Origin of the sequence: Rhodococcus sp. IEGM 1406, from assembly GCF_030056745.1 — a bacterium.
GTDB lineage: Bacteria > Actinomycetota > Actinomycetes > Mycobacteriales > Mycobacteriaceae > Rhodococcus_F > Rhodococcus_F erythropolis.
Genome location: NZ_JASHKO010000001.1, coordinates 799,269 through 822,061, shown reverse-complemented (window position 1 = coordinate 822,061; position 22,793 = coordinate 799,269). Strand labels below are relative to the sequence as shown.

General features: G+C 62.2%; 19 protein-coding genes. 5 read left to right on the top strand and 14 right to left on the bottom strand.

Going from position 1 to position 22,793, the window contains the following annotated elements:
* Positions 1–33: 33 nt before the first annotated feature.
* Positions 34–939 carry an NAD(P)H-dependent flavin oxidoreductase gene (locus tag QM596_RS03975; RefSeq protein ID WP_371331511.1) on the top strand — a complete coding sequence of 302 codons (906 nt, stop codon included), beginning with the start codon at positions 34–36 and terminating at the stop codon, positions 937–939.
* On the opposite strand, the gene QM596_RS03970 is transcribed toward QM596_RS03975, so the two are convergent.
* From QM596_RS03970 to QM596_RS03945, 6 genes are read right to left on the bottom strand one after another with little or no spacing between them, the layout of a single operon-like run.
* The gene (locus QM596_RS03970) at positions 936–1,847 is read right to left on the bottom strand and encodes a LysR family transcriptional regulator (RefSeq protein ID WP_042952988.1); all 912 of its coding nucleotides are present in this window, start codon (positions 1,845–1,847) and stop codon (positions 936–938) included. The genes QM596_RS03975 and QM596_RS03970 overlap by 4 nt on opposite strands.
* A gap of 3 nt (positions 1,848–1,850) precedes the next feature.
* The gene (locus QM596_RS03965) at positions 1,851–2,753 is read right to left on the bottom strand and encodes a LysR family transcriptional regulator (protein ID WP_019745405.1); all 903 of its coding nucleotides are present in this window, start codon (positions 2,751–2,753) and stop codon (positions 1,851–1,853) included.
* Positions 2,754–2,783: 30 nt separating this feature from the next.
* Positions 2,784–3,596 (bottom strand): enoyl-CoA hydratase/isomerase family protein, encoded by an 813-nt coding sequence (locus tag QM596_RS03960; protein WP_020970866.1) that lies wholly within the window; start codon positions 3,594–3,596, stop codon positions 2,784–2,786.
* Complete coding sequence (locus QM596_RS03955) at positions 3,593–4,354, bottom strand: crotonase/enoyl-CoA hydratase family protein (protein WP_020970867.1); 762 nt, start codon at positions 4,352–4,354, stop codon at positions 3,593–3,595. The genes QM596_RS03960 and QM596_RS03955 overlap by 4 nt, the downstream gene beginning before the upstream one ends.
* A gap of 37 nt (positions 4,355–4,391) precedes the next feature.
* Entirely contained in the window at positions 4,392–5,438 is a 1,047-nt protein-coding gene (locus tag QM596_RS03950; RefSeq protein ID WP_283308186.1) for an MBL fold metallo-hydrolase, read from the bottom strand.
* On the bottom strand, positions 5,435–6,994 hold the full coding sequence (locus tag QM596_RS03945) for a long-chain-fatty-acid--CoA ligase (protein ID WP_019745408.1): 1,560 nt from the start codon (positions 6,992–6,994) through the stop codon (positions 5,435–5,437). The genes QM596_RS03950 and QM596_RS03945 overlap by 4 nt, the downstream gene beginning before the upstream one ends.
* Positions 6,995–7,181: 187 nt before the next feature.
* On the opposite strand from QM596_RS03945, the gene QM596_RS03940 reads away from it, so the two are divergent.
* Positions 7,182–8,126, top strand: a complete 945-nt coding sequence (locus tag QM596_RS03940) for a LysR family transcriptional regulator (RefSeq protein WP_283308185.1) — start codon at positions 7,182–7,184, stop codon at positions 8,124–8,126.
* Here the strand turns inward: QM596_RS03940 and QM596_RS03935 are convergent.
* Positions 8,060–8,950, bottom strand: a complete 891-nt coding sequence (locus QM596_RS03935) for a LysR family transcriptional regulator (RefSeq protein WP_021331928.1) — start codon at positions 8,948–8,950, stop codon at positions 8,060–8,062. The genes QM596_RS03940 and QM596_RS03935 overlap by 67 nt on opposite strands.
* 181 nt (positions 8,951–9,131) lie before the next feature.
* Between QM596_RS03935 and QM596_RS03930 the strand changes: the two genes are divergently transcribed.
* On the top strand, positions 9,132–10,802 hold the full coding sequence (locus QM596_RS03930; RefSeq protein WP_029256324.1) for a chitobiase/beta-hexosaminidase C-terminal domain-containing protein: 1,671 nt from the start codon (positions 9,132–9,134) through the stop codon (positions 10,800–10,802).
* Positions 10,803–10,852: 50 nt separating this feature from the next.
* Here QM596_RS03930 and QM596_RS03925 read toward each other — a convergent pair whose 3' ends face one another.
* On the bottom strand, positions 10,853–12,043 hold the full coding sequence (locus tag QM596_RS03925) for an acyl-CoA dehydrogenase family protein (RefSeq protein WP_047888287.1): 1,191 nt from the start codon (positions 12,041–12,043) through the stop codon (positions 10,853–10,855).
* 310 nt (positions 12,044–12,353) lie between these two features.
* Between QM596_RS03925 and QM596_RS03920 the strand changes: the two genes are divergently transcribed.
* Positions 12,354–13,574: an acetyl-CoA C-acetyltransferase gene (locus tag QM596_RS03920; RefSeq protein ID WP_283308184.1), complete on the top strand. Its 1,221-nt coding sequence runs from the start codon at positions 12,354–12,356 to the stop codon at positions 13,572–13,574.
* Between the two features lie 5 nt (positions 13,575–13,579).
* Here the strand turns inward: QM596_RS03920 and QM596_RS03915 are convergent, their stop codons facing one another.
* The 5 genes from QM596_RS03915 to QM596_RS03895 all read right to left on the bottom strand — a co-directional run bounded on the left by QM596_RS03915 (position 13,580) and on the right by QM596_RS03895 (position 19,266).
* Positions 13,580–14,776 carry a CaiB/BaiF CoA transferase family protein gene (locus tag QM596_RS03915; protein ID WP_070386343.1) on the bottom strand — a complete coding sequence of 399 codons (1,197 nt, stop codon included), beginning with the start codon at positions 14,774–14,776 and terminating at the stop codon, positions 13,580–13,582.
* 57 nt (positions 14,777–14,833) lie between these two features.
* Complete coding sequence (fabG, locus tag QM596_RS03910) at positions 14,834–15,574, bottom strand: 3-oxoacyl-ACP reductase FabG (protein WP_021331924.1); 741 nt, start codon at positions 15,572–15,574, stop codon at positions 14,834–14,836.
* Between the two features lie 42 nt (positions 15,575–15,616).
* Positions 15,617–16,783 (bottom strand): acyl-CoA dehydrogenase family protein, encoded by a 1,167-nt coding sequence (locus QM596_RS03905; protein ID WP_019745415.1) that lies wholly within the window; start codon positions 16,781–16,783, stop codon positions 15,617–15,619.
* Positions 16,784–16,903: 120 nt separating this feature from the next.
* Positions 16,904–18,424 carry an acyl-CoA synthetase gene (locus tag QM596_RS03900; RefSeq protein ID WP_124569190.1) on the bottom strand — a complete coding sequence of 507 codons (1,521 nt, stop codon included), beginning with the start codon at positions 18,422–18,424 and terminating at the stop codon, positions 16,904–16,906.
* A gap of 44 nt (positions 18,425–18,468) precedes the next feature.
* Entirely contained in the window at positions 18,469–19,266 is a 798-nt protein-coding gene (locus QM596_RS03895; protein ID WP_283308182.1) for an enoyl-CoA hydratase, read from the bottom strand.
* A gap of 109 nt (positions 19,267–19,375) precedes the next feature.
* Here QM596_RS03895 and QM596_RS03890 point away from each other — a divergent pair, with 109 nt between their 5' ends.
* The gene (locus QM596_RS03890) at positions 19,376–20,806 is read left to right on the top strand and encodes a coniferyl aldehyde dehydrogenase (protein ID WP_283308181.1); all 1,431 of its coding nucleotides are present in this window, start codon (positions 19,376–19,378) and stop codon (positions 20,804–20,806) included.
* A 36-nt stretch (positions 20,807–20,842) separates the two neighbouring features.
* Here the strand turns inward: QM596_RS03890 and QM596_RS03885 are convergent, their stop codons facing one another.
* Positions 20,843–22,765 carry an SEC-C domain-containing protein gene (locus tag QM596_RS03885; RefSeq protein ID WP_283308180.1) on the bottom strand — a complete coding sequence of 641 codons (1,923 nt, stop codon included), beginning with the start codon at positions 22,763–22,765 and terminating at the stop codon, positions 20,843–20,845.
* Positions 22,766–22,793: the final 28 nt, after the last annotated feature.

The window sequence follows — 22,793 nt, the reverse complement described above, 5'->3', positions numbered from 1 at the left end:
TCGCAACTGCGTGTCCCGGTTCTCGCTTCACCGATGTTCATCATCTCGACTCCTGACCTCGTCATCGCGCAGTGCACCTCTGGGATCATCGGGTCCTTCCCGGCACTGAATGCTCGTCCGCAGTCGGCACTTCGGGATTGGCTCAAACTGATCACCGTCGCTCGTGAGGACCATGATCGTGAGCACCCGGATAATCCGTCGGCGCCATTTGCCGTCAACCTCATCGTCCACCGGTCCAACAACCGCTTGGAAGAGGATCTGGCGACCATCGCCGAGTTCGAGGTTCCGATCGTCATCACGTCCCTCGGCGCTCGCACCGACATCAACGACGCCGTCCACGCATACGGTGGAATCGTTCTTCACGACGTCATCGACAATCGCTTTGCACGCAAGGCGATCGAGAAGGGCGCCGACGGACTGATCGCGGTAGCTGCCGGGGCCGGTGGTCATGCCGGTAGGCAGTCGCCGTTTGCCCTGATTCGGGAGATTCGTGAGTGGTTCGCCGGTCCACTGCTGTTGTCAGGTGCCATCGCTCATGGTGATTCGATTCTCGCTGCGCTCGCGGCCGGAGCCGATTTGGCATACGTCGGATCAGCTTTCATCGCAACCGAAGAGGCTAACGCGGATCCTGCGTACAAGGAGATGATCGTGGGTTCAGGGGCCTCCGACATCGTCTATTCCAACCTGTTCACCGGAGTACACGGAAACTACCTGCGGGGCAGCATCGTTGCCGCCGGCTTGGACCCCGACAACCTAGCCGAATCCGATCCTTCCGCAATGAGTTTCGCGACCACCGACACCGATACCAAGGCGTGGCGTGACATCTGGGGCGCCGGACAGGGCATCGGAGCGATCGACGCCGTACTTCCGACGCATGCAGTAGTAGAGCGTCTCGCCGCCGAGTACGCTGCCGCTCGAGAACGCATCTGCCGACTCTAGTGCTGTGACCGGTGTTCGTCGGACAGGTACTCGTCGGACAGGTACTCGTGGATCAGGTTCACGAATACCTGTCCCACCGGCGACAACGTCGAGGGGTCGAAGGCGAGACCGTACGCACGCAGGAATCTCGGCTCGCAGGCCCGTTCCACGACCTGACCAGGCATCGATTTCGCCACCGAGCGCTCGACCAACGAACCGCCGAGGCCGGCGATGACCATCGGGAGCCGTGACTCCCGCTGCTCGGTCACCACCGCGAGTTCCGTTCTGGTACCGGCCTTTCGGATCGAATCTTCGATCGCGTCGCCCATCGCTGCCCCGCGAGGAACGAATACCATGGGAATGTCCGGCATTTCCGAAAGGCGTACCGGCCCCTCGGGTAGTTCGGTTCCCGCCGGGTAGACCAGGCGGTACTCCTGCTCCCCCAATTCGACGATCTCGAGCCCTTCGCCCGCTTCGAGAGGCAGATGAGCCACCGCGAATTCACAGTGGCCGTCCCTGATGAGACTTTCCAGATTGTCCTCACGCTCGAGTTCCGAAAATCTGACTCGTGCTTGCGGATACCGTCGACAGAACTCCGCAATCAGATCGACGATCGTCCCCGAGGTCAGTGCAGGGAAAGCCATGATGTCGAGGCGACCGACGATGGCGCCATCGGATGCCGTCAACTGTTCAGCCGCCGCAGCTACGTCTCGCAAAACCTGTCGACTCGGGCCGACCAGGCTGCGACCGGCCGCACTGAGGACCATGCCGCGCCCGATGCGATGGAAAAGCCGCACTCCCAGTTCACGTTCGAGCCCGCGCAACGCTTGTGACACGGTCGGCTGAGCAACGCCCAAAGCAGCTGCGGCGCCGTTGATCCCCTTGTTTTCGACGACCGCGAGGAAGTACTCCATCTGCCGGAACTCCACAGTTCACTCCTCTTCCTTGGACGGAACGGCGGAGGTGGCCATTTCCGCAGCCGTCGCGATGAATGCAGCGGCTGCCGGGGATTGCTCGCCCGAGCGATAGACGATGCCGACGTCGCGTGTCAGCGGCGGATCGAAGGAGAAGGCGCAGACGTCTGTCATCTGCTGTTGCGCAACCCTTCTCGGCACGACAGTGGCGCCAATTCCGCGGCGAACCAGTTCCCACGTTGTCACTGGGTGAACACAGTCCACGACTACATTCTCGGCGCCTTCGCTGAGTAGACCCCGGAACTGATTCGATTGATCACCGAGATCGACCACCAGCGGCAAACTGTGCAAGAGCGTTCGCGGAACCGGATCCGCCAACGGCGTTGCAAGCCGCCCGGACAACGACGCATGGGTGGCGAGTACCAACTCCTGAGCGGCAATCGGAGCCGTGACCAAACCTTCGTACCCGATACTCAGATCGGTGACGCCGACCTCGGCCGACCCTCGCCGTAACGCATTGTCGACCCCGGCCGGGCCGTACGTGTCGAGGACGCGCACGACGATCTTCGGAAAGTTGGCCCGGAATCGACGAACCAACTCGACCATCGGATCGATGGAGAACGCCGAGTACGAGACGACGTCCACCCGGCCGAACTCGAGTTCGCGAACGGCGGTCACTTTCGCCTTCGCGCGCTCGACGTCGGCAAGGATTCTCCTGGCCGCGAGATCGAACGTGCGGCCCGCGTCGGTAAGAACCAACCGTCTGCCGGTCCGGTCGAACAGCGTGGCGCCGAGTCGACGCTCGAGCGTGCGAATTGCCTGTGACAGCGAGGGCTGCGAAATATAGAGAGCCTGAGCGGCCTTCGTTATCCCACCGTGGTCGACGACAGCGACGAAGTAGGTAACGAAATGCAGATCCACTCATCCATCATACGACCAGCGATCTGACGCTCACTCCACTCGAGTTAGCCCTGGTACGGCCCACTCTCCGGTGAAGACCGGCTCCCGCTTTTCCACGAAGGCACGAACCGCGTCGGTAGCATCCGTCGCAAAATTGACCGCTTGCGCCCTCGCCTCGTTGTCCAAGGCTTCCCGCAACGAGAGTGAGGTGTGATGTTCGAGCATGGCGGCAGACTGACTCAGTGCGGCTGGCGGACCGTCAGCGAGCCGCTGCGCAAGCTTCGACGTGTGTTCGTCCAGTTCACCCGGCTCAACCAGATAGGTCACCAGCCCGAGCTCGTAGGCTTCCTGTGCGTCGATCGTCTCGGCGAGCATCACCAGTCGCTTCGCTTGCTGGAGGCCGACCAGTCTCGGCAGGATCCACGAACCCCCGAAGTCGACAGACAACCCCCGTTTGGCGAAGATCTGGCTGAACTTCGCACCCTTGGCTGCTACGACGAAGTCGCAGAGCAACGCCATGTTCCATCCGGCTCCGACGGCAAACCCGTCGACCTTCGCCACCAGAGGCTTGGGAAACTCACCCAATGCGATGGCCGTTGCGTTGATGACACGCATGCGATCGAGAGGGTGCGACGAGCCGCGTTTGTCCAGATCGGAGCCCGCACAGAAGGTCCCGTCCGCGCCGGTCAGGATCACAGAGCGAATCTGCGAATCCTCTTGAAGTTCGAGGACTGCTTCACGTAGAGCGATCCAGGCGTCGAGATCGAGAGCGTTGCGGCGGTGCGGCCGACACAGAACAATCGTCGCGACAGCACCGTCACGTTCGATGCTTACGGCCGCGCGCTCGATCGTCTCGGCACTCATGAGCCACTCCACACGGGAGAGCGCTTCTCGGCAAATGCCGTTGCACCTTCCTTGGCGTCACGTGAGGTGAAGACCGGATCGATGAATTCGCGTTGCGCGACAAAGGCATCCGGATCAGTGTACTTGGCGGACATTGCCAGTACCTGCTTGGTCGCGCGAACAGCCAGTGGACCGTTTGCCGCTACTCGGGCCGCAAGCTCGCGTGCGACGGTCAGCGCCTGTCCAGGTTCGGCGAGCCGATTGACCAAGCCGTGATGATGCGCCACGGTGGCACTGAGCGGATCCCCGGTGATCGCGATTTCCATGGCCAACTGGTACGGGAGGATCTTGGGCAGACGCAGAAGGCCACCGGCGGCCGCGGCAAGTCCCCGCTTCACTTCGGGCAAGCCGAATTTCGCGTCGGTGGACGCCACGATCAGATCGGCTGCCAACGCCAGTTCGCACCCGCCGGCGAGGGCCCACCCCTCGACGGCTGCGATCAGCGGCTTCGACGGCGGCGCTTCAGTCAGGCCGGCGAACCCACGACCCGGCAGCGATGGCCGTTCCCCGCGCGCAAATCCCTTGAGATCCATACCGGCGCAGAAGGTTCCACCAGCTCCGGTCAGAATGCCGATGGTGAGATCGGACCGTTCCTCGAACTCGTCGATCGCGGCTGCGAGTGCCTTTGCGAGTTCCAGGTTGACCGCATTCTTGGCCTCGGGACGATTGAGGGTGATGACGGCAACGCCGTCGGCGAAGTCGGTGAGCACGACGCTCATGTTCGGTTCCTACTTCCGTGATGAGATTCTTGAAAGGTCACTGCGCGCGAATGCTCCAGCGCACGGGTGTGCCGCCGGACGGTGTCACGATCTCCCGCTTGGCCAAAACAACGAGATGAGCATGGGTTTCGCGGACTGCCAAGCGAAGTAGTCGCGGCGACATCTGTTCGAACGGGCGAGACCAGGAGATCGTGCGTGAGAGTTCCCAGGCCGTGGATTCGGGCTCATCCTGCACCGCAGCCACGATCTCCGCCAATCGCTCCTCGTGGTGCCCCATCAATTGACGTGCACGATCGGCGATCCCACGGAATCGATATTCATGTGCCGGAAGCACTTCGCATTCGCCCAGTGTTGTCGTCGCCTCGAGCGAGAGAAGATAACGATGAAGCGGGTTCTCGAGTTCACCGGGAATCGTGGAGATGTTCGGGCTGATCCTCGGCAGCATGTGATCGCCGCTGAACAACAAGCCTCTGTCCTCTTCCACGAAGCAGAGATGTCCGGGAGTGTGCCCCGGTGTCCACTGGGCCCGGAGATTCCACCCGGGAAGATCGAGTGAATCACCATCTCCCAGAACAATGTCGATGGTTTCGTGCTCGGCGAACCGCACCAGGTCGACCCGAGACGCGTCGAGCACTTCGGCCGGTGCGCCGAGTTCGGACAATTGCAGGTTCCAGCCACTGATGTCGTCGCGGGTCTGCTCGGGACCGCGGTATCCGAGGAGCGTCGCGTCGGCCACGTGCATCGCAAGCGTTGCGCCGCTGACCTGCCGAAGACGCGGCGCCAGACCGAAGTGATCGGGATGCAGGTGCGTGATTGCCGCATAGCGCACTTCGGAAACGTGGTATCCGATCGATGCTATGCCGTCGACGAGAGCCTGCCACGACTGTTCGTGATCCCAACCGACGTCGATGAGGGCAAGTCCGTCGTCGAGCGCGAGTGCGTAGACGAGCACGTAACGCAAAGGGTTGTCCGGCATGGGAACAGGGATCGACCACAGTCCGTCCCGCACCTGTTCCACCGGTGGAAGGACTTTGTTCGCCCACGCCTCACGTTGTGCGACACCGACGTCTTCGGTCACGATCATGATGCTTCTCCGCTCGCGTTCAGCATGGTCCGCAGGCTCGACTTGAGCAGTTTCCCGCTCGCGTTGCGAGGCAAGGAGTCCACGAAATGGATCTGGCGAGGTTTCTTGTACGACGCCAACTTCGCTGTGCTGAACGCGATCAACTCGTCGACGCTCGGCACGTCGGCACCGTCGACCAGTTTGACCACCGCGGTGACGGATTCACCCCAGCGCTTGTCCGGAACCCCGACCACCGCGACCTCGGCAACCGAGGGGTGTTCGGCCAGAATGGATTCCACCTCGATCGGATAGACGTTCTCACCGCCGGTGATGATCATGTCCTTGAGGCGGTCGGTGACGAACAGATACCCCTCGTCGTCCAGATGGCCGGCGTCCCCCGTTCGGAGAAAGCCGTCCTGAGTGAACAATTCCGCGGTCTCTCGGTCACGTCGCCAGTACCCGCGAGTGTTGTTTCTGCTGCGTGCAACGATCTCACCGGATTTGTTGGGCGGCAATACCTCACCAGTTGTGACGTCTCGAATGGAGATCTCGACGCCGATCATCGGTTTTCCCGCAGAGCGGAGCAACTCCGAACGCGGACCGCTCACATGATGGTCGAAGGCACGAAGGACGGATACCGAACCAGTTGTCTCGGTCATCCCGTATCGCTGGACGAATTTGCAGTTCAAGACAGTCATCGCATGAGCGAGGAGTGCCGGAGTGATCGGCGACGCCCCATAGGCGACCACCTCCAGGCTGGTCAGATCGAAACTGTCGAGAGTGGGCAGATCTACCAGCGTCTGAATGACGGCAGGCACCAGAAATGCGTGGGTGACGTGGTGAGTCGCGATGGCATCAGCGACCCGAGTCGGCGCCATGTCTCCGAGCAGCACCAATGGCACTCCGGCCGACAAGCACGTACTCATCCAGCCGGCGCCGGCGATGTGAAAGAGGGGAAGTGCGTCGAGTGCGACTGCATTCGAACCGAATTCGTAGACATCGAACCCCTCGGGCTCGTTGTACAGATTCCGGTGCGTGGCCACGACGCCCTTGGGCCGGCCGGTTGTCCCGGAGGTGTACAGCTGCAGAACTGCTGCGTCCGGATCGTGCCCCTGTCCGGGGTCGACGCCGTTCCCGGAGGCCACGAACTCCGCCCAGGTTCGCGAATCCGGCAGGCCCCCTGCAGCTCCCACGGTTATGACCTCGATCTCCGGCAACGCTGCGGACATCGCCGCCGCCCCCGCGGCGAACTCGTCATCGACGATCAAGACGTCGAGCTCCGCGTCCTCGGCGATGTCGACGAGTTCGAGTGGGTTGAGCCGCCAGTTCAACGGAATGAACACAGCGCCTGCCTTCGCACACGCGATGAAGGTTTCCGCACCTTCGAGCCCCATCCGCAGTAGCGCACCGACGCGAGCACCGGCTGCGGTCACTTCTGCCAGCGCGCTCGCCAAGGTACTGGTTTCGCCATCCAGCTCAGCCCATGTCAAAGTTCGGTCGCCGCACGTGATCGCCGGTTCGGACGGCCGTGTCGACGCCGAGTGGCGTATCCGGTTGGGTAGGTGAAGCTCGCTCACATCACGCTCCTGTGTTCCAGGTACTCACCGAGCACGAACCGCGGTCGGTGGTACTGGAACAGTCGACCATCGCTATGGCCTGCGCCACAAAGACGAGAAGGCGCACAGAGCCATAGCTGAGACCTATGTCTGCAGGTCGCAGCAAGTCACCGCCGCCAAGGTCCGGTCATCTGGGAGAATTTGCCAGATGCAGGCACCCGGGATGGACATACGCAGCGCGCAGTATCTCGTCGCCGTCGTCGATCACGGCAGCGTCACCGCCGCCGCGGACGTCCTGCGTATCTCGCAACCGTCACTCTCGCAGGCCGTACGCAACCTCGAACGAGCACTCGGAGCCACACTCTTCGAGCGCACCACTCGCGGTCTGGCTCCCACCACAGTCGGACTGGCAATTACCGATTCTGCACGTGCGCTGCTCGCCGACGTTGCTCGGGCCGAAGCCGCGGTGGCCGCAGTAACCGCTTTGCGCGCCGGCGAACTCGCCATAGCTGTTCAGTCCGATCTTGCCATCGACCCTGTTGCAGAGGTCGCCGGACGCCTCCATCTGACGGCGCCCGGAATTCGGTTCTCCACGAACGCCGTCCCGAACGCACAGGACGTGCGCGCGCTGGTCAGAGCAGGTACGTGTGAACTCGGGTTTCTCGAGACCCACCCGAGTACCGATGTCTCCGACGGGCTTCGAGAAAATGCCGTGAGTACCCAGGAAACGGTCTTGTCGATCCCCGTTCGCCTGGCCACAGACCTACCCGATCCGGTTCCGCGCGCCGTGGTTGCGCGCCTGCCGATGGTGGTCGAGGCATCGACATTTCGGCGCGGGCATTCGATCGACGGCGATCTGGAGCTCACCAACGTCGTCGTGGAAGTACCTGATCGCCTTGCCGTCCGGGAAATGGTCGGGCAAGGTGTAGGCGCCGCGCTGCTGCCCAGATCGATCGCCGAACAAGACTCCCCAGCATCTGAGGTTCGCTCGCTTTTCCCGCCGATCACGCGGCAGACGATCTTGGTCTACCGCGACGGCCCGCTCTCGCCGGCCGGGTCTGCGTACATCGAGAACGTCTCCACACGTCACAAGCCGCCTACGAACAGCCTGCCCAACGGCGAGAGCGTCTCCGGATCGAACTCGATGCCGTAATTCAGTGAGATTGCGGGCTCCACCGGAAATATCTCCGCGCCGGACGCGACCGATCTCTCGGCCAACGAACGCTCCATGAATGCCATGCCCAAACCCGCAAAGACGAACGCGCCGACGGTCTCCCGCTGCGCCAACTCCGTCGACATCCGAGTCCGGGCCCCGGCGGCCTGCAGAGACGACTCGATGGCAAGCCGAGCCCGCGAGTGTTTGAGCACACCCACCACGGGGAGATCGGGCAATGCCGTCAATGACACCGGCTCTCCCGCAGCGGGTTTCACACCATTCGGCCAGACGTCAGGATGAACCCCCGACGGCACTGCCAGCCAGTATTCGTTCACCCCGATCACTTTCGTGGACAGCGCCGACATGTCGGGTGGCCAATAGCTGAAGACCACCTCACATGCGCCGTCTGCCAACACCTGCTCAGACGTTGCACCCTGCGGCAGTTCACCGACCCGAACGGTCACAGCAGGCCACCGCTCTCGAAAGTCCGCCACGATGCGTGCGATCGGACCTTCGAGACCATGTGCCGCGGAGCAGATGTCGAGCCGCCCACGAGGCTCGTCGGCCGTCCCGGTCGCGACATTGAATGCGGCCGCACTGCTGCGCATCATCTGCCGCGCCGGCCCTACCAACGCCCGACCTGCCGCCGTCAGAACCAAACCGCGACCGACACGGTGAAACAGTTCGACTCCGAGTTCACGCTCGAGACCACGAATACCCTGCGACAACGACGGCTTGGTGACCGACAGATTCTGCGCAGCCGTCGACAAGGACTCCCCACCGGCAACGGCAAGGAAGTACTCGATCTGACGTAGGTCCACGCCATCGACTTTGCCATAAGCGCAGCCGACAGTACCGCCGGCAAGCGCGGACGGTGTTCATGCACGCTTCACTAGTCGGACATACAGGACACACCTTTTTCTACCTGGCGCCACCTAGCGTAATTGGTCCAGACCAATTACGGATGGGTCTGAACCACCGCGTCGAAGACAAGGAATCCTCGTGAGACGTACGACCATCGCGATAGCAGCCGTGACCGCGGCTCTCGCCGTTCCCGGCATCGCCCCCGCCGAATCCCAAGCCGAACCCAGCTGGGGCAGTTCGTCCTTCGAATGGGGTAGCTCTTCGGGCGAGAACAACACGCCGCCCGCAGCGCCCGGCGTCAGCGTCCCCGGCGGACGGTACGAGCACCCTGTCGATCTGACCTTCACCGCCGAGCGCGGCGCCACTGTCCGCTACACCTTGGACGGAACGACACCCACCACCGACAGCCAAGCTGCCACACCGGGACGTCCGCTGCAGATCGCACAGGACACCAACGTCACTGTCGCCGCTTTCCGCGGCGATCACGCGAGCGCGGCAGTCTCGTTCGGCTACCTGATCAAGACCTCGGAGAAGCCGCTGGCTCAGGTCGTCGTGATGTCCGACGTCCACGTCGGCGACCACGCGAACAACGACAAGAAGTACGAAAGCTTTTTCGACACAATCGGTTCCATCTTCCCGAAACCCGACGCGATCCTCTCCAACGGCGACATGATCAACGACAACGGAGACGGCAAGGGGCCTGACCACAAGATCGTCGCAGAAATCTTCCAGGCAAACCTCGCCAGGAAGGGCATGAACGACACACAACTCCTGATCTCCAACGGCAATCACGATGCAAGTCTCGCGGCAATCAGAGCCGGATATCCGGCGGAGTGGTTCCCGGATTCCGGTGGCGGATACTACGAATCCGATGTCAGCGGTGTCCATCTCTTCACGGTCAACACCGAGACGTACAACAATGATTCAGCGCAACGTAATTGGCTGAAGTCCCGCCTGACCGAAATCACCGCGGAGTCCGGGAACCTGACCAAGCCGATCCTGGTCCAGGGACACCGACCGGCAAGCAACACAGCCATGGACGGCCAGCAGGCGTCGAACCCTCGACTGACCGAAGACTTGAGCGCCTTCCCTCAGGCAATCTTCTTCTCCGGGCACTCGCACCTGAACAACAACGACGACCGGTCGATCCATCAACGCGACTTCACGGCGGTCAACGACGGCTCGATGTCCTACATCGAAATCGATCACGGCTACCAGATGGTGACCGAGTCCGGTCTCGCGAACCGTTTCGAATCACCCACTGCCCAAGCTCTCTTCGTGGAGGTCTACCAGGACCGCACGGAAATCAACCGCATCAACATGGCGGCAGACAAGCACGACATCTACACCGGAGGCGCGTGGTCAGCCAACTGGCAGCCGCCGTACTCGAGCGCGGGCACGCTGAGCGGTTCGGGGTGGACGGTCGAGCTCGACGGGTCGACCAACCAGCAGATCAAGGACAACTTCCGCTACACCTCGGGTGCACGAAACAAGAATGCACCGGAATTCACCACGGCCACCCCACTCTCGGTGAGCACCGGAGCGAACGGTGAAACTGCGCTACGGATCGCGCAGGCGAAGGACGACCAGATGGTCCATCACTATGCCGTCGAGATCACGGACACAGCCACCGGAGCGAAGGTGGTCTCGTCGAAGGTGCTCTCCGACTTCTACTTCATGCCACGGCCGAACAGCCTCGACATTCCGATTCCCGATGCAGCAGCGGGAACCGCATACGATGCCCGCGTCGAAGCCGTTGACGCATACGGCAACCGGTCACCGGTGACAACCCTGGCCTTCACCCGCTGACCCGACACGACAAAGCGGCACCGCGCATGTTCGCGGTGCCGCTTGTCGGCTCAGTTGTAGGTGCGCAACAAGCCCTTGCTGATGATCTGCTTCTGGATGTCGCTGGTGCCTTCACCGATCAGAAGGAACGGCGCCTCACGCATCAACCGCTCGATCTCGTATTCCTTGGAGTAGCCGTATCCACCATGGATACGGAAGCTGTCCTGCGTGACCTCCGAGCAGAATTCACTCGCCAGATACTTCGCCATACCCGCGGCGACGTCGTTGCGCTCACCCGAGTCCTTGAGCCTGGCAGCGTTGACCATCATCAGATGTGCCGCTTCGACTTTGGTGCCCATTTCGGCGATCCGGAACGCGATGGCCTGATGCTCGGCGATCGGCTTGCCGAACGTCTCGCGCTGCTTGGCGTAGGTGACAGCCAGTTCGAAAGCGCGCTGGGCGATTCCGCACGCACGCGCGGCGACGTTGACCCGGCCGACCTCGACGCCGTCCATCATGTGCCGAAATCCCAAGCCGGGAATGCCACCGAGGACCTCTTCGGCTCCGATCTCGAAGCCGTCGAAAATCATCTCCGTGGTGTCGATTCCCTTGTAGCCCATCTTCTCGAGCTTGCCCGGAATGGTCAGGCCCGGGAGTACCTCGCCGAAACCTGCGGGCTTCTCGATCAATATCGTCGTCAGATTGTTGTGCGGCTTCTCCGCGCCCTCGTCCGACTTGACGAGGACTGCCACCAACGTCGACGAACCACCGTTGGTCAGCCACATCTTCTGGCCGGTGATCACGTAATCGCCGGACTCCGTACGCTTCGCCTTGGTCGATATGGCAGCAACATCGGAACCCAGGGCCGGTTCCGACATGGAAAATGCGCCGGTGAGTTCCCCGGACGCCAGACGTGGCAGGTACTTCGCCTGCTGTTCCGGCGTCCCGTGCGCGGAGATCATGTGAGCCACGATGAAATGCGTGTTGATGACGCCGGACACGCTCATCCATCCACGGGCCAGCTCTTCGACGCACAGCGCGTAGGTGAGCAATGATTCGCCGATACCCCCGTACTCGGGGTCGATGGTCAGTCCGAACAGACCCATGTCCTTCATCTGCTTGACGATGTCGGTCGGGTACGTATCGGAGTGTTCGAGCTCCTGCGCCGCGGGGATGACCACACGATCGACGAACTCGCGTACCGCCCCGACGATGTCGCTCTGGGTCTCGGTCAATCCCGCCGTCTGCGCCAAACGAGTCACTGTTCCACCTGTCTGTCGGTACTTCATGCTCTCCTGTCGACGAAACTGATTCGACTCCAGGAACTTTCACCCCACCGCGACATGTGTGCGGCAGAGACGCTGCATCCATTCAATCCCCGAACGGTATATGTGTCAAAGTCGATTTCGCATACGAACCGTATGGCGGAAACTATGTCCGAACAGGTCGTTCCTGCTGTTGACAACCGCGCCACGCGTGCTGGATATTCGAGTGGCCAGGTCGCGATGGGGCCCTTCGATCGGCCCGTTCACGCGACGCATTCCCCACCTCTCCTCGAGACAGGCGCATTCCATGCACGACGCAGTCATCTGTGAACCCGTTCGCACCCCGGTGGGCGGATTCGGCGGAGTCTTCAAGGACGTTCCCGTCACCACTCTCGCCAGCACTGTTGTGCGTGGCCTCGTCGAACGAACCGGCATTGCGTCCACCGATGTCGACGACGTCATCTTCGGTCAGGGTTACGCCAACGGAGAGGCCGCGGCCATCGGGCGAATCGCGGCACTCGACGCCGCTCTGGACGTGTCCGTTCCCGGAATACAACTCGATCGCCGTTGCGGTTCGGGATTGCAGGCGATCATCTACGCCGCGATGCAGGTACAGACCGGGATGAGTGATCTGGTCATAGCCGGCGGCGCCGAGAGTATGAGCGGAACCGAGTTCTACTCCACCGATATGCGTTGGGGCACAAAGCGCCCTTCAGTCGAGTTCCACGACCGATTGGCCAAACCGCGCACGAACTCCGGCGGGGTCAACTTTCCGGTCGAAGGCGGCATGATCGAGACCGCCGAGAACTTGCGCCGGGAGTACTCGATCACCCGCGACGAGCAGGACCGATACGCGGTGCGATCGCACGAACGGGCCGTTCATGCCCAGGACAGTGGGTATTTCGACGACGAGACCATTCCCGTTTCGGTGCGCGGGCGCCGTGGTGAGCAGACAGTCGTCACTCGCGACGAGCATCCACGCCGAGGGATTCAGCTGTCCGATCTTGCTGCACTGCGCCCCATTCGAGGTCGAGTCGACCCCGAAGCCACAGTCACCGCCGGAAACGCCTGCGGCCAGAACGACGCCGGAGCCGCGGCCATCGTCACCACTGCGGCCAACGCCGAACGCCTTGGCCTGCGACCGTTCGCGAAACTGGTCAGCTGGGGTGTGGCGGGTGTGGAGCCGAACCGGATGGGCATCGGACCGGTGCCTGCCGTGGCGAAAGCTCTCTCCCGTGTCGATCTGTCGCTCGACGACATCGACCTCATCGAAGTCAACGAGGCATTCGCTGCACAGGTTCTCGCGTGCGCCAAGGCTTGGGGATTGAGCGCGCAGGACATCGAGGAGCGCTTCAACGTCAACGGTTCCGGGATCTCGCTCGGACATCCTGTCGGTGCCACCGGTGGGCGGATCCTCGCCAATCTGCTGCGCGAACTCGACCGGCGCCAGGGACGGTACGGGATCGAGACCATGTGTATCGGTGGCGGACAAGGGATTGCAGCGGTGTTCGAGAACCTGCGACGCTAGAAGCGTTAACCGATCGATCCGTCGCGGCGAAGGTCCGCGATCTGGTCTCCCGTACGCCCCAACTCGGCCAGCAGAGAATCCGTCTGCTGGCCGAGTGCCGGAACGTCACCCATGCGCATTTCGACGTCCGAGTACGTCATCGGAGGCAGCACGGCATCGATCGGTCCGTTTTCGGTGCCCACGGACCTCCACCTGGCACGCTTCTCCAACTGCGGATGTTCCAGTAGACCTGCCATGTCGTTGAGTGCAGCGGCCGGGACACCGGCGGCGGCAAGGCGTTGATCCAGATCTGCCGTCGAATACAGACGAGTCAGGGAACCCACCAATTCGTCTACCTCGCCGCGATTTTCGACGCGCACGATGTTGGTGGAAAAGCGCGGATGGTCGACCAGATCCTCTCGCTCGAACACGTCCACCATCAGCGCTCGCCATCCACGATCGTTCTGGACGCCGATCAGGATTTCGCCGTCGGCCGTGGGATACGAATCGTAGGGAACGATCGCGGCATGGCCGAGACCGACACGTGGAATCTGCTTGTCCGCATACATTTTCATGTACATCGGATGACCCAGCCACTCGACGGTGGAATCGAACATCGAGACCTCGACGAGCGCTCCCTTGCCCGTTCGCTCTCTACGGAACAGGGCGCTCAGAATCGAAGTCAGCGCGTACATTCCTGCGGCGATGTCCGAGACCGGGATACCCGTCTTGGTGGCCGTCTCCGGTGTGCCTGTCACGGAGATCATTCCGGTCTCGGCTTGGACCAGCATGTCGTACGCCTTGCGCTCACGCCGTGGGCCGGCACTGCCGTATCCGGACATGTCGATCACGATGAGCTGTGGGAATTTCTCGCGCAGTTCCTCCGCGCCGAACCCCAGTCGCGCAGCTGCGTCGGGTGCCAGATTCTGTAGGAACACATCGGCTCGCGCGACAAGATCGAGAACGATCTGCCGGCCGGATTCCGACTTCACGTCGACAGCGATCGATTCCTTGGAACGGTTGAGCCACACGAAGTGTGACGCCTGACCGTGAACCGCCCGGTCGTAGTGACGCGCGAAATCGCCCTCGCCGACCCGTTCTATCTTGATCACCCGCGCACCCATGTCCGCGAGATGCCTGGTGGCGAGCGGTGCCGCCACCGCCTGTTCGAGTGCAACCACGGTGATTCCGTCGAGCGGAAGATCCGAGTTCGGCTGTCCCATGTCAGTAGTCACCCCAGAAGTTTTACACTCTGAATTCTTGCGCTCGAACAGGACGGATCAGATGTGGCGGCCGCCGGTGATCTCGAGAACCGTGCCGGTCATGTAGCTCGAGAGGTCGCTCGCGAGGAACAGTACAACCGAAGCAACTTCCGAGGGCTCGGCCGCGCGCCCCATCGGGATCTCGGCAAGCTTCTCGTTCCAGATCCGTTCGGGCATTGCCTCGGTCATCGCCGTGCGGACAAGTCCGGGCTGAACGGCGTTGACGCGAACGTTCTTGAACGCGACCTCCTTTGCCGCGGCCTTCGTCAGACCGACGATGCCGGCCTTGGCGGCCGAGTAGTTGGTCTGCCCGAGCATGCCCACCTTGCCGGAGATCGACGAGATGTTCACGATTGCACCCGTCTCACGCTCGCGCATGCGGGCGGCGGCAGCGCGTGTTCCGTTCCAGGCGCCCTTGAGGTGAACCGCGATCACGTCGTCGAAGTCCTGCTCGGTCATCTTCCGCATCGTGGCGTCGCGCGTCATGCCGGCGTTGTTGACCATGACATCGACTGGACCGAAAGCACTTTCGGCCAGATCGAGCATGGCCTCGACCTGTCCGGAATCACGCACGTCGCAGGAGGCGAAACGGGCGACCGACTCTCCACCGAGTTCGGCGACCGCAGCCGTTCCGACGGTTTCGTTGATGTCGCCGAGAACGACGGTCGCACCTTCCTTGATGAAGGTGCGCGCAATTTCGAACCCGATGCCCTGCGCTCCGCCGGTCACTACCGCAACCTTGCCGTCCAACAATCCCATGTCCACTCCGTTCGTGAGGTTAAAGCTCGTCAGGTAAAGGTGTCAGCGCTGGTTTTGCTTTTTCGCTTGCGCCACGAGCCCACCGCCGAGAATCAGTCGCTGGATCTCGCTGGTTCCCTCGTACAGGCGCAACAGGCGAACTTCACGGTAGATGCGTTCGACCGGCACACCGCGCATGTACCCGTTGCCACCGTGGATCTGCACGGCGAGATCCGCGACCTTGCCCACCATCTCGGTGCAGAAAAGCTTTGCCGCCGAGGGGCCGAGACGTCGATCCTCACCGCTGACGTACCGCGCAGCCACCTCACGCACCATCGCACGCCCGGCCATGACACCGGCCTGCTGGTCAGCCAGCATCGCTTGAACCAGCTGGAAGTCACCGATAGCGGTACCGCCCTGTTCCGTGACCACGGAGAACGCGACAGATTCGTCGAGCGCTCGCTGTGCTGCTCCCACCGAGAGCGCCGCGATATGGACTCGTCCGCGCGCGAGAGACGTCATCGCTGCGCGGTATCCGGTGTCTTGGTCGCCACCGACGAGGGCCGACTCGGGAACCCGGACGTTGTCGAAGGTGACCTCGGAGGTCCAAGCACCTTCCTGACCCATTTTCTTGTCCTTGGGACCAACTGTGACTCCTGGCGTGTCAGCCGGAACCAGGAAGACTGCAATTCCCGGACCATCGGAATCCGCCGGGCGAGTGCGCGCGAACACCACGAACAGCTGTGCCAGTGGAGCATTGGTGATGAACCGCTTGTTGCCGTCTATCACCCATTCGGATCCGTCCAGAACGGCCTTGGTCCGAAGGCCGGCCGGGTTTGAGCCCGCGCCGGGTTCGGTGAGAGCAAAGGAAGCCACGACGTCGCCGGAGGCGATGCGCTCTAGCCACTGAGCCTTCTGCTCGTCGGTACCGAAGCCGACCAGCACCTGCCCGGCAATTCCGTTGTTGGTACCGAACATCGAACGCAGCGCCAGGGACGTGTAGCCGAATTCCATTGCCAGTTCGACGTCTTGGGTGAGGTCGAGTCCGAGCCCACCCCATTCCTGAGGAATCGCGTAGCCGAACAGCCCGATGGCTGCGGCCTTCTTGCGTATGTCCTCAGGAATGGCGTCGGTGTCGGCAATCTCCTGCTCACGCGGAACTACTTCCTTACGGATGAACTCCCGCGCAGTCGCCAAGATATCTGCGAAGTCATCTGCATCGACCTGCATTCCCACCACTCACCTTGCTGTTTCCGAAGTCCATGCCGTCCTCCGAAGTCAATACCGTGAGGCAATCGGAGTCAAAGACCTGAAAACGAACCGAAGGTAAGGCAGAACCTATAGCAGGTGTCAGACGGTGCGCAGTTCCCGCTTGAGCAGCTTTCCACTCTGATTTCGCGGGAGTTCGGCCACGAAACGCACGTGCTTGGGGACCTTGAACGGGGCAATTCGCTCCTTGACGTGGGCAATCAACGCCTCAGGCGTCAACTCGTCGTTGCCGTCCTTGAGCACGACGATCGCGGTGACGGCCTCGATCCACTTCTCGTCGGGCGTACCGATCACGGCAACTTCTGCCACAGCCGGGTGTGTGTAGACCGCATCTTCGACCTCGCGCGACGCCACCAGGATGCCGCCGGTGTTGATGACGTCCTTGATTCGGTCGACGACCGTGATGAACCCTTCTTCGTCCCGCACGACAAGATCGCCCGAATGGAACCAGCCGTCGCGGAAGGCCTCGGCGGTGGCTTCCGGATTTTCCCAGTAGCCGTTGCACAGCTGCGGTGAGCGGTAGAGAACCTCACCGGACTCACCGTCGGCAACGTCGTTTCCGTCGGCGTCGACGACACGGGTTTCGACGAAGAACACCGCTCGCCCGCAAGAAGACGGACGATCAGCATGCTCGCCGGGCTGGAGAACTGTTGCCAGCGGACCGATTTCGGACTGGCCGAAGCAGTTGTAGAAGCCGATGTCCGGGTAACGCTCACGCAGACGATTGAGCACCGTGACCGGCATGATCGAGGCGCCGTACTGCGCCTTCTTGAGCGAAGACAGATCGCGGGTCTCGAGGTCCGGATGGTTGGCCAACGGTACCCACACGGTCGGGGCCAGGAACAGCGATCCGATCTTTTCTGCTTCGACGCGGCGCAGGATCTCCGGGATGTCCGGCGCCTGCATCAGACTGACCGTCGCGCCGACGGACAGGTACGGCAGCATGAAGACGTGCATGCCCGCGGAGTGGTACATCGGCATGCAGATCAGCGGGTTGTCGTTCTTGTCGAGCCCGAGCGCGATCACCGAGGACACGTATTCGTGAACCAGCGCGCCGTGAGACATCATGGCGCCCTTGGGCTTCGAGGTGGTGCCCGAGGTATACAGCAGTTGCGCCAGATCCGTCGACGTCGCACGCGGTTCGAAAACAGGCACCTCGCCGGCCTCGCTGATCGTGACCACCGACAGTTCCGCGTCCCGCAGTGCGATCACGTGGTCGAGATCGAGGTCGGAGCGAACCGAGTCGAGCGTCGACGCCAATGCCGGATCCACCAACACCGCGCGGGCGCCTGACTGCGCCACGAGGTACCGGAGTTCCTCCCCCTTGAGTGCGTAATTGACCGGAACATGCACCAAACCTGCTCGCGCACAGGCAAGGAATCCGATTGCATAGGCGTCGGAGTTGGTTCCGTATGCCGCGACGCGGTCGCCGTGTTCGAGGCCCAGACCGAGCAAGTGGGCCGCGACCCGCGTCACCGCGTCGTCGAGTTCGCGGTAGGTGCGAGTGCGATCTTCGAAGACGACGGCTACGCGGTCGGGGTACTTGGCTGCCGAGCGCCGAAGCACTCCGTCGACGGTGTTGGTGCGTGGATCCAGGCTCATTCGCTCAGGTTATAGGACGTCCAACTAAACCGGAAGAGCGATCGTTACTTATTGCGCCATTCAGGCTTTCGCTTGTCCACAAAAGCTTGCATACCTTCTTGAGCGTCGCAGGTCACGGCATTGGTTGCCATCGTTTCCGCCATCGCCTCGTACGCCTGGGCTTGCGGCAGATCGATCTGGTGATAAAACGCTTGCTTACCGATCTTCACCGTCAGGGGGCTGGCCGTCGTGATCTTGCCGGCCAGTTCGCGCACCTCTCGGTCCAGGTCTTCGGGCGCGACGACGAAGTTCACCAGACCCCAGTCCGCAGCGGTGTCGGCGTCGATCGTCTGCCCGGTGAGCAACATCTGCATCGAGCGCTTGCGCCCTACTGCCCTGCTCAGGGCCACCATGGGCGTCGAGCAGAACAGTCCGATCTTGACGCCGGGAGTGCCGAAGACAGCGTTCGACGCAGCAACAACCAGATCACACGACGCGGCCAGTTGGCAGCCCGCCGCGATAGCCGGGCCTTGTACTGCGGCAATCACCGGCTGCGGAATCCGCTGTACGGTCTCCATCATCTCGGTACAGCCGTCGAAGATCGCCCGCTCGCCTTCGAGGGTTCTCCCGATCATCTCCGTCAGATCGTGGCCGGCGGAGAACACCGGGCCTTCGGCGCGCACGATCACGACCCGCACGCGCTCGTCTGCAGACAATTCGAGAAGGGCAGCCGTCACCTCGCGCATGGTCTCCGCCGAGAGCGGATTGCGCCGCGCCGGCCGATCGAGCGTCAGGAATCCGAGTCCCACCGACTCCTCGACGGAAATCTTCACTGCAGTGTCTTCTACCTGTGTCTGCGACATGTGTTCTCTCTACCAATCGAATCCGTCCCGGTCAACGAGACGAAAGGGGCATCTGTTCGCGCCGCATCGATACGGTCCGGTCAATACTTCGCCACTACGAGGAGTGCCCATGAGCACCGATGCCGCCGTCACCACCGATCTCGAAGAGATTCTGCGGGCCCAGCAGGAAGCAACTCGCGCCGCTGGTCTTCCGTCCGCGCAGACACGACGCGAGCGCATCCAACGCGTCGTCGATCTCCTGGTGGCAAACCACAAGGATCTGACCGAAGCGATCAACGAAGACTTCGGCGGCCGAATCCCGGCCTACTCGGTGATGAATGATGTTCTGGGATCCATGGTTTCACTCAAGCACGTTCGTGATTCGCTCGAAGAGTGGATGATTCGCTCACCGAGAGCCACCGGAGCGATGCAGGATCAGCTGGGTGCCACGGCGTACGTGTCGTACCAGCCGAAGGGTTCGATCGGCATCATCGGAACCTGGAATGCTCCCCTTTTCACTCTCCTGAGCCCGCTCGCCTGCGCCCTCGGAGCGGGAAATCGCGCCGTTCTCAAACCGTCGGAGATCGTGCCGAACACTGCGGCCGTCCTGGCCGAGGCGGCGCGTCGAACGCTCGACCCCGTGGAGGTCGCGGTGGTGACAGGTGGACCGGAGGTCGCTGATCTGCTGACGTCTCTGCCTTTCGACCACCTCGTCTTCACCGGCAGCACGACCGTCGGAAAGCTGGTCATGGCCAATGCTGCGAAGAACCTGGTGCCGGTCACCCTCGAACTCGGCGGCAAGTCACCGAGCGTCTTGAGCCGCAGTGCCGATATCGACTCTGCTGCTTCACGTTTGGCCATCGCGAAGTCGACCAATGCCGGCCAACTCTGCGTCTCTCCCGACCTGATCTACGTCCCGCGCGAGAACACAGAAGCGTTCATCGACGCATTCACCGATCACTTCACCGGACTGTTCCCCACGATCGCCGACAACAAAGACATGGTCTCGATAGTCAGCGATCGTCACCTCGCACGCATCGAGGGGTACATCGCGGACGCGGAAGAGCGTGGGGCACGAATCATCACCGTTCCCGACGAAGAACTCTCCGCAGACACTCGCCGCCGCCCACTGCGAATCGTGGTCGACCCTCCGACCGACGCGCAGATCATGAAGGAGGAGATCTTCGGACCGGCCGTCGTGATCCTGCCGTACGACCAACTCGACAGCGTCGTCGCCGACATCAATTCACGGCCGAAACCGTTGGCGCTGTATTACTTCGGAACCGACCTGGACGAGAAGGAATCCGTACTCGAACGCACCGTCTCGGGCGGCGTCACCATCAACGACGCGATGTCACACCCGGGCCTGAGCGACGCACCCTTCGGCGGCGTCGGAGCTTCGGGTATCGGGCACTACCACGGCCGCGAGGGTTTCCTCGAGTTCAGTCACGCCCGAACGGTATTCGAAGCAGCGCAGCATGACCCGCGCGGTGAATGGGGAATGCTCCCGCCGTACGGTGAGGGTTTCGAGCAGATGATGTTGGCTCAGGTCACGCCCTGAGGCCTCCGGCCCCGTGCGCCTTTTTGGTAGTGCACGCTACCGGAAAGGCGCACCGGCAAGGCCGCGGCTGAGGAACTCCACCAGCTGACCGGGTTCGGTATCCACCGACTCGATCAGTTGGATCAGTTCCCTCTTGTCCTCTGCTGCAAGCGGTTCGATGCCACCGAAGGTGCGCATCGTGGAGCCGGCGGGGAGAACGCGTGCACAGACGAGCGTGCCCGGCTCGAGATTGACTGAGCCCCACTCGTCCGTGACCTTCACCAGATGCCCGTTGCGGACGTCGCTGAGGGTCACCAACTGTCCCGGCTCCGTCGAGGCGACCTTGTACACCGAGCGCGGAATCGACAACCACTGATCGGCCAGTTCGCGTTCGTCGGCAGGCAACAGTTCTCCGCGCCGCTCGACAAATGCCGCGAAAATACCTGCATCGAACAAGGCAGCGTCGACGGCCAATCCGCCTTCGACGGCCAGCGTCAGTGCTTCTTCGCTGTTGAACTGCTCGGCACGGATGAGCGCAAGATCGAACACGGCGTCGAAGTACTCCGGTGTGCGCGAGAACAACTGAGCCTTGACGTAGAGCCAGTTGGCCCGATCATCGAACGTCACCTCGGACTTGCCCAGATGGCAGACCTTGAACTTGCGACCGGAACCGCACCAGCACTTGTCATTTCGGCCGAGTTCGGGGTGCTCGGCCGGGGCATAGCGCTGAAGAACCTCGTGCAGAACCTCGGACTCGCCACCCTCGATCCGGCCGAGAAGTGCCAGCGCGCGGGTCACGTCGCTGCGATCGGCCGCCAGTAGTGCCAGATCGAAGATCGCGGGAGTCCAGTCGGGATCGAGATCGTGCGCCGTTTCGTACGACGCCTCAGCGACAAGGATCTTGCCGAGACGATCCGAAGCCTTGCCTGCCAGCCAATGCGCTGCCGGCTTGACACGACGCGACCCTTTCTCGGCGAGAGCAGTTGCAACAGAATGCAATACGGAATCATGATCGTCGAGTTCGGACAACAGCTCCAACGCTGCCGCAGCCGCGGGCGGCTCGGCGATGCCGGCGAAGGTCTGCGGATCCTCCTTGATCTGCTTGCGCGCCCAGTCCGAGACATCCTCGACGGCTTCGGCTTTCGCGGCCATGACCACATCGACGAAGGCAATCACCGAGGCGGCTTCTTCCGGGTGCAGGTTCTCCCGAACCTCGAGCATGCGGGCTCGGTTCGCCAGGTGGTATGCCTCGAAATCGAATCCGTCGACCGCAACGTAATCACCGTCGCGGACGTAACCTGCCGCCTCGAGCATTTCGCCCAGCGGTGCGGTGGGCTGACGGAACAGCGACGGCTCGTCGAGCATCAATTGCCAGACAATGGCATCGAGGGTGTCAGCACCGATGTCTGCGAGGACCGTCCCCAGGCTCTCGCCGAATCCGGGTGCGGGATCCAGTACCTCGGGGATGGTGCAGAGCGTCAGCTCACGGTCAGCGACGAACAGTCCGATCAAATCGCCCGCAGAACATTCGGCGAGAGTATCGGTGTCGAGGAGAAAACCCTCGTCGTGCGGGAACTCCGGAACTTCGATCCCACGATCAGCCAACAGGTCGTCGTCGATCCCGCGGTGCACGACGCTGATGCCATGAATCTCGTCGTCGTCACGATCGAGGAACACCCGCAGCATCATCAGATCAGGGTTCGCGTCGAGAACGCCGGACTTTATTTCGGCTTCGGTGAGCCGATGGGTCAGCACTCGATGCTCGAACAACGTGTCGAGTGCGGCGTACCGCTCCTCACTCAAGTAGCCGAGCAGTGGGTCCTCGACGTACTCGACGAATTCGGCCATGTCGTCGGCTGTACCGTGGCCGGCATCGGCCAACAGGGTGCCCCAGTCCGCCGCTGTCTGCGGGCCGTGCTCACGCAACAACTCCATCGCGGCTTCGGCGATCAAGTCATTGGCATCCATCGGTTCGTTCACCTATCCAACTTTAACGGGGTCGACTCGA

What these genes read in the sequence shown, in the direction of transcription:
- QM596_RS03975 (WP_371331511.1), top strand. Translation starts at nt 34, where the DNA reads ATGTTCATCATCTCGACTCCTGACCTCGTCATCGCGCAGTGCACCTCT.
- QM596_RS03960 (WP_020970866.1), bottom strand. Translation starts at nt 3,596, where the DNA reads ATGAGTGCCGAGACGATCGAGCGCGCGGCCGTAAGCATCGAACGTGAC.
- QM596_RS03955 (WP_020970867.1), bottom strand. Translation starts at nt 4,354, where the DNA reads ATGAGCGTCGTGCTCACCGACTTCGCCGACGGCGTTGCCGTCATCACC.
- QM596_RS03950 (WP_283308186.1), bottom strand. Translation starts at nt 5,438, where the DNA reads ATGATCGTGACCGAAGACGTCGGTGTCGCACAACGTGAGGCGTGGGCG.
- QM596_RS03940 (WP_283308185.1), top strand. Translation starts at nt 7,182, where the DNA reads ATGCAGGCACCCGGGATGGACATACGCAGCGCGCAGTATCTCGTCGCC.
- QM596_RS03920 (WP_283308184.1), top strand. Translation starts at nt 12,354, where the DNA reads ATGCACGACGCAGTCATCTGTGAACCCGTTCGCACCCCGGTGGGCGGA.
- QM596_RS03915 (WP_070386343.1), bottom strand. Translation starts at nt 14,776, where the DNA reads ATGGGACAGCCGAACTCGGATCTTCCGCTCGACGGAATCACCGTGGTT.
- fabG (WP_021331924.1), bottom strand. Translation starts at nt 15,574, where the DNA reads ATGGGATTGTTGGACGGCAAGGTTGCGGTAGTGACCGGCGGAGCGCAG.
- QM596_RS03905 (WP_019745415.1), bottom strand. Translation starts at nt 16,783, where the DNA reads ATGCAGGTCGATGCAGATGACTTCGCAGATATCTTGGCGACTGCGCGG.
- QM596_RS03900 (WP_124569190.1), bottom strand. Translation starts at nt 18,424, where the DNA reads ATGAGCCTGGATCCACGCACCAACACCGTCGACGGAGTGCTTCGGCGC.
- QM596_RS03895 (WP_283308182.1), bottom strand. Translation starts at nt 19,266, where the DNA reads ATGTCGCAGACACAGGTAGAAGACACTGCAGTGAAGATTTCCGTCGAG.
- QM596_RS03890 (WP_283308181.1), top strand. Translation starts at nt 19,376, where the DNA reads ATGAGCACCGATGCCGCCGTCACCACCGATCTCGAAGAGATTCTGCGG.